Origin of the sequence: Marinobacter sp. UBA2498 (assembly GCF_002341575.1) — a bacterium.
In the GTDB taxonomy this organism is placed as follows: Bacteria; Pseudomonadota; Gammaproteobacteria; order Pseudomonadales; family Oleiphilaceae; genus Marinobacter; species Marinobacter manganoxydans.
In genome coordinates this window covers 9,245-14,765 of the sequence record NZ_DDOI01000043.1, presented here as the reverse complement: position 1 = coordinate 14,765, position 5,521 = coordinate 9,245, and the positions used below count along the sequence as shown (strand labels likewise).

General features: G+C 58.7%; 6 protein-coding genes. 3 read left to right on the top strand and 3 right to left on the bottom strand.

Going from position 1 to position 5,521, the window contains the following annotated elements:
- Positions 1-77: 77 nt before the first annotated feature.
- Positions 78-1,352, bottom strand: a complete 1,275-nt coding sequence (locus tag B2W52_RS04860) for a methyltransferase (RefSeq protein ID WP_286801661.1) — start codon at positions 1,350-1,352, stop codon at positions 78-80.
- Between B2W52_RS04860 and B2W52_RS04855 the strand changes: the two genes are divergently transcribed.
- Positions 1,351-2,079: a tRNA/rRNA methyltransferase gene (locus tag B2W52_RS04855; RefSeq protein WP_286801659.1), complete on the top strand. Its 729-nt coding sequence runs from the start codon at positions 1,351-1,353 to the stop codon at positions 2,077-2,079. The genes B2W52_RS04860 and B2W52_RS04855 overlap by 2 nt on opposite strands.
- 125 nt (positions 2,080-2,204) lie before the next feature.
- On the opposite strand, the gene B2W52_RS04850 is transcribed toward B2W52_RS04855, so the two are convergent.
- Together B2W52_RS04850 and B2W52_RS04845 are read right to left on the bottom strand one after the other, a co-directional pair.
- On the bottom strand, positions 2,205-3,476 hold the full coding sequence (locus B2W52_RS04850) for a D-amino acid dehydrogenase (protein ID WP_273018543.1): 1,272 nt from the start codon (positions 3,474-3,476) through the stop codon (positions 2,205-2,207).
- Positions 3,477-3,493: 17 nt separating this feature from the next.
- Entirely contained in the window at positions 3,494-4,327 is an 834-nt protein-coding gene (locus B2W52_RS04845; protein ID WP_286801656.1) for a polyphosphate kinase 2 family protein, read from the bottom strand.
- A 128-nt stretch (positions 4,328-4,455) separates the two neighbouring features.
- On the opposite strand from B2W52_RS04845, the gene B2W52_RS04840 reads away from it, so the two are divergent.
- The gene (locus B2W52_RS04840; protein ID WP_273069562.1) at positions 4,456-5,265 is read left to right on the top strand and encodes a TatD family hydrolase; all 810 of its coding nucleotides are present in this window, start codon (positions 4,456-4,458) and stop codon (positions 5,263-5,265) included.
- On the top strand, positions 5,262-5,521 hold a 260-nt coding region (locus B2W52_RS04835), incomplete at its 3' end, for a DUF3391 domain-containing protein (RefSeq protein WP_286801654.1). The genes B2W52_RS04840 and B2W52_RS04835, both read left to right, overlap by 4 nt.

Genomic DNA, 5,521 nt, shown 5'->3' with positions numbered 1-5,521 from the left:
CTACACCAGCCCCCAGGAAGTCTGGATCTACCAGACCAGCTATTACGGCGCGCTCTATGAGCTGACCTATGTGTATTTCAGGGATGGCTGTGTTGAACGGGTTGAGTACCGGAAACCCTGACCGCATCAAGCAGCAGGTTGCGGGGTGTCAGTGAACGGTCGCAGAAATGCCCCAGCCTGACCCTGTACCCCTGTTCTTCCAGAAAAAGCGCGTAATCCAACACCATCCAGAGTTCCAGAGGGCGCCGGAACAGATGCCTGACCAGCTCATGGCGGCGAACCTCGGCCAGCCGTTGCACGCCAAACGCCTGCCAGTGATCAAAGTCCACCGTATCGAGTAATCGGAGCTGTTTTTTTGCCGCCGCCCAACGGCAAAAGGCGGGAAAGCCTTTGTTCAAAAGGCGGGGCGGATTCGAAGGAACCGGCAGATACTCATCACACCCACGAAGTTGCCGCTGCAGACCATCAAATCCCAGGCGCCACTGGCTGACAAGGCGGGTCTGTTCCCTCACCCGGGCCGGTGCCGTCACGGTTTCCTGAACCGCAAGCCGAAGATCGTTACGGCTCGGCTGCAGCGCTTCTTGGTGATCCGCCGCCCGCTGTGAAAGCGGCCGGTAGTGTTCCATCTCGGTGAGGTGGTAGCAGCAGGGCGAGACGCTCAATCTTGGCAACCCGGCTTCACTGCCTCGCTGCAGCAACTGCCGGTGCAGATCGCCACAAGCATGCAGTGCAACACCGTGGTGACGGCTGGGAAGCGACAAATCCTCTGCCATAACATCCTGGCAGCGGATCGACACGGGATCTCCGAACTGTTGTGCCAGTCGGTTGCCATCGCGCACCAGCTCCGGATTCCACTCGAAACCCTGTATCTCACTGGGGCAAAACGGCGCCAGCGTCCTGGACAGATGGCCCTTACCACAACACCAGTCCAGGGCGGGGTGTTCCAGCGGTGTCAGTGCCGCCGTAAAGGCGCCCGACTGCAGGCGTTTCCGACCGGGCATATCCGTGGCCCGGATTTCCGGGAGAGTCGCCTCTGATGCCTTTTCGGGTGCCGGTAACAGCTCCGGCAGTTGAACCATGTCGGCGTAACGGTCGAGGGACGGCAACCATGAGGCAACCCGAGCCGCCAACTCAACCGGGCTGCCATCCAGTTGCTGGCATTCCCCATCGGTTAGTTCCGCCAGCATGGTGCCCAGTTCCGGATAACGACGCGCCCAGGCAGGCTCCGGCGTCATGAACGGCGCCGGTTGCCAGAACTCGGAATGCTGTACCAGCCAGTCGTTCAGCTGCTGCCAATGCTGGTAAAAAGATTCCGCGCCGTGGTGTAAACTCGCCGCCGGAGGTAACGTCATGCAACTGGCCTTTGTACTTGTTGAACCCAAGGTTCCGGAAAACGTCGGTGCAGCTGCCCGTGCGCTGTGCACCATGGGCTTCGGCGAACTGTGGTTGGTCAATTCCGATCTGCACACCCGCCCGGAAGCCCACTGGCTGGCCCATGGCAGCGACCATATCCTGGACAATGCGCGCATTTTCCCCGATCTGGCTGCGGTAAGAAACTCCGTAGACCTGCTGATGGGGACCTCCGCCAAGACCCGGCATCAGCGCCAGGATTGGCACGGCCCCTCAGATCTGCGGAAGGTTCTGGCCACGAAGGGTACGTCCGTGGCAACCGCAGCACTGGTGTTTGGCCGGGAAGATCGCGGGCTGTCCAATGAAGAGCTGGCTCTCTGCGATCTGTTAACCGGCATCCCCATGAAGGTCACCTACCCCTCCCTGAACCTTGCCCAGTCGGTGATGCTCTATGCCTGGGAAATGTCCGGACTATCGGTCGCTACGGAGAGCCAGATTGAGCCCGCAGGTGAACATCGTCTTGGCGCGCTTCGTGGACGACTCGAAACCTTGCTACCGGAACTGGACACACCGCCTGAGGGAAAACTGTCCCAGTGGGTTTTCGAGCGTTTGCCCTTGTTGTCTGATCGGGATATCGGGTTTGTTCATACGCTGTGTTCGAACATTGAGCGCGCTGTGGATTGCAGATCTCAGTCGCGCTCGAATTCCGAGGCGGAGCAGGACGGATAGCCCCTCCCGGGATACGCTGTGAATACGTCCATGTACGCTCGACGAAAACATCCATGTTTTCGACGATCCCGGGAGGGGCTATCCGCCCTGCTCTCGGGCCTTTTGCGCGCACCGGGGTATTGAGCCTACTCCTGGAATCTTCCTGGGCGGAAGGCATCCAGGCAAACGGACGGCTCCTCGCCTTCGATTACCTGGGCGATGACATCGGCACTGCCCGCGGACAGGGTCCAGCCGAAGGTGCCGTGGCCAGTGTTGAGGTAGAGGTTGTCTCGGGGACCGCGGCCGATAATCGCAGGGCCATCCGGGGTCATGGGGCGGAAGCCGGTCCAGGTTTCCGCGGCGTCGAGATCGGCGCAGCCGGGGAACCGGGACTCCACCGATTTTCGGATCGTGGCCTGCCTCGCCTCCGGAATGTCTCTGTTGAAATCCGCTAGCTCGACAAACCCTGTGGCGCGTAATCGATTGCCCAGACGAGTAGAAACCACTTTGTAGTTGTCATCGTGAATGGTGGAAGCGGGGCCTCGTTCCGGGTCCTTCATGGGGACCGTCAGGCTGTAACCTTTTACCGGATAGATGGGCAGTTCGAGGCCCAGGGGCTGAACCAGGTGGTTGGACCAGCAGCCGGCGCTGATCACCACGGCATCCACTTCCAGGGCTTCCATGACTCCATCGCTGTTTCTGACTGAAATTGCGCTGACCCTCTGGTCATCGGCAATCAGCTTTTCCGCTTCCACGTTGTAACGAACCACTATCCCCTTTGCCTCGCAGACTTTAGCGAGTTCCCGGGAAAATTTGTGGCAATCGCCGGTTCCGTCGGTGTCATAGCTCAGGGCGCCATAAAGCGGACCATTGCCAACCATGCCGGGCTCGGCGTCGCGCACCTGTTCGGGTGTGAGCAAACGGGAAGGGATGCCCAGTTCGTTCAGCAATTCATGGGTCGTCCGGTAGCCTTCCAGCGCTTCCGGTGTGCTCGCCAGGTGCAGCAGACCCTGGTGGTCGCCATCGAAGGACAGATCAAGCTCCTTCTCAAGCGCCATGAATCGCTCCCGGCTGTGGATACCGAGGCGCAACATGGCGCGGCGATTCAACCCGAACAGCCCTGGCGACCAGGCGTAACGGAGCGTGGCGAACATGAACTTGAGTGTTTCCACAGACGGCGGAAAGCGTAGCTTCAGGGGGCCATCCTGCTTGAGGATCCAGGGGATGGCCTTGAATACAATCGCGGGATCGGCCCAGGGGTACACCACCCCATAGGATCGCTGGGCCGCGTTGGCCTTGCTGGTCTCGTTGCCGGCCATTGAATGACGTTCCAGCACAGTCACCTGGTGGCCCCGGCGATTCAGTTCATAGGCGGTGGTCATTCCCACCACGCCGCCACCAACAACAGCAATGTGCATGCATTCCTCCCCTCTGTTTATTTCACGCCGCTTTTCGCCAGCAGACGCCGGTACTCTTTTAAAACGCTTTCATCTTCTTTCGGATATTCCGGCGCCAGTTCCTGCAATTGCTCAGCCAGTATGGCTGCGACAATCGGGCGCGCCTGGGGCTTCCGATCTCCCGGCACGATAAACCAGGGTGCCTGCTCTGTATGGGTCGCGGCAATGGCTTCCTCGGCAAACGCTTCGTACTCTTTGCGTTTTTCCCAGCCATCGATATCGGACCGATCAAACTTCCAGCGCTTGCGCGGCTTGTCCAGACGCTTGAGAAGCCTCTGGCGATGCTCATCCTCAGACAGGTTGAGCCAGATCTTGATCACCGTGGTGCCCTCTTCCACCAGATGATTCTCGAAGTTCCGGATGGAGCGGTAACGGTTTTGCCAGTTGTAGCTTTCAGGCGCGTGGACCGGCCAAACCCGCTCGGCGATCACCGCTTCATGATGGCTGCGGTTGAAAGCGACCATCTGGCCAAATCCGGGCAGAAACGGCGTTACCCTCCAGAGAAAGTCATGGCGGGTTTCGGCCCCCCTCGGCCGGCTGAACGACCAGGCATGGAAACCAGCGGGGTCGGCGTAGGTTGCCAGAGTACGGATCAGGCTGTCTTTTCCACTGGTGTCCGGGCCGTGGGCAACCAATAGAACCGCCCTGGACTGGTTGGCCCAGAGCCGGCGCTGGTATTCACCGATCTGATCCAGACTGGCTTCCAACCCTGGCAGGGTGGTGTCATCGCCATCCAGAAAAGTCGGGTAATCCCGGAATCTGGGTTTTCCAGGGTCGTAGAGAAAAGAACTGGCAAACGCCGACAATTTCATCCAATGCTCCGTGCAAGTCCCTATGAATGTAATACAGGTCAACAATCGTACAAACTGGTAAACTTGTGAGCTTGAATTCACAGAATAGCAGCCTGGACGCAGGTTGCGATGGAGTGTAGTACCCGGCAATGAGTAAAAAACGTCGCGAGATTCCCGTATTCGATCACCCGATCATCGAAACCCACTGTCACCTGGATTACCTCAAGGACCGTCCGCTCGAGGAAACCCTGGAGCAGGCAAAAGGGGTCAATATCGAGAAAGTGATCACCATTGCGGTGTCCCCGGACAACCTTGCCAGAGTACGCGAACTCAGCCAGATGGCGCCTTGGGTTTATGGTACTCAGGGGATCCACCCCCACGATGCTGAAAGCTATTCTGATGACGTGGAAGCCGAAATCCGTGCCCACGCCCGGGATGAGAAGATCGTTGCCGTGGGTGAAATCGGCCTGGACTATTTTTACGACAACGCCGACCGGGGCGTGCAGCGCGAGGTGTTCCGGCGCCAGCTCCAGATCGCCTGTGACACAGACAGACCCGTGGTGATTCATAGCCGGGAAGCCGACGAGGATACCATCGAGATCCTGGGCGAGTTTGAGGCCACCCTCAAACGCCGGGGCGTAATCCACAGTTTCACGTCCGGCCCTGGGCTTGCCCGGTATGCCCTGGATCAGGGCTGGTGCCTGGGCTTCAACGGCATCACCACGTTCAACAAGGCCGAAAATGTAAGGGACATCGTGCGCATGGCTCCGATCGAGCAGATCCTGCTGGAAACCGATTCACCGTTCCTGACTCCGGTACCCTACCGCGGTAAGGAAAACGCACCTTTTTACCTGCCCTTTGTCGCCGAGAAAATCGCTGAGGTGAAAGAACTGCCTCTGGACGAAGTGATTGGCAAAACGTATCACAATAGCCTGAGGACCTTTTTCCCCAGCAAATGATAAAACGCGTCCCCATCTCCGCACTCAAGGTCGGCATGTACATAACCGATCTGAACAACGACTGGATTCCCCACAACACCCAGCGCAAGCGAGGTGTTATCAAAAAAGAGGAAACCATCGAGAAAATCCGCCAGATGGGGGTGGAGTTCGTTTATATCCACGCCTCAAAAGGCCTCGATTTCCAAGATTCGGAAACGGCCGCCGAGGTGGATCGCCGGAATGAGTCGGCCCTGCAAAAGGCGGGTGAACTGACGCC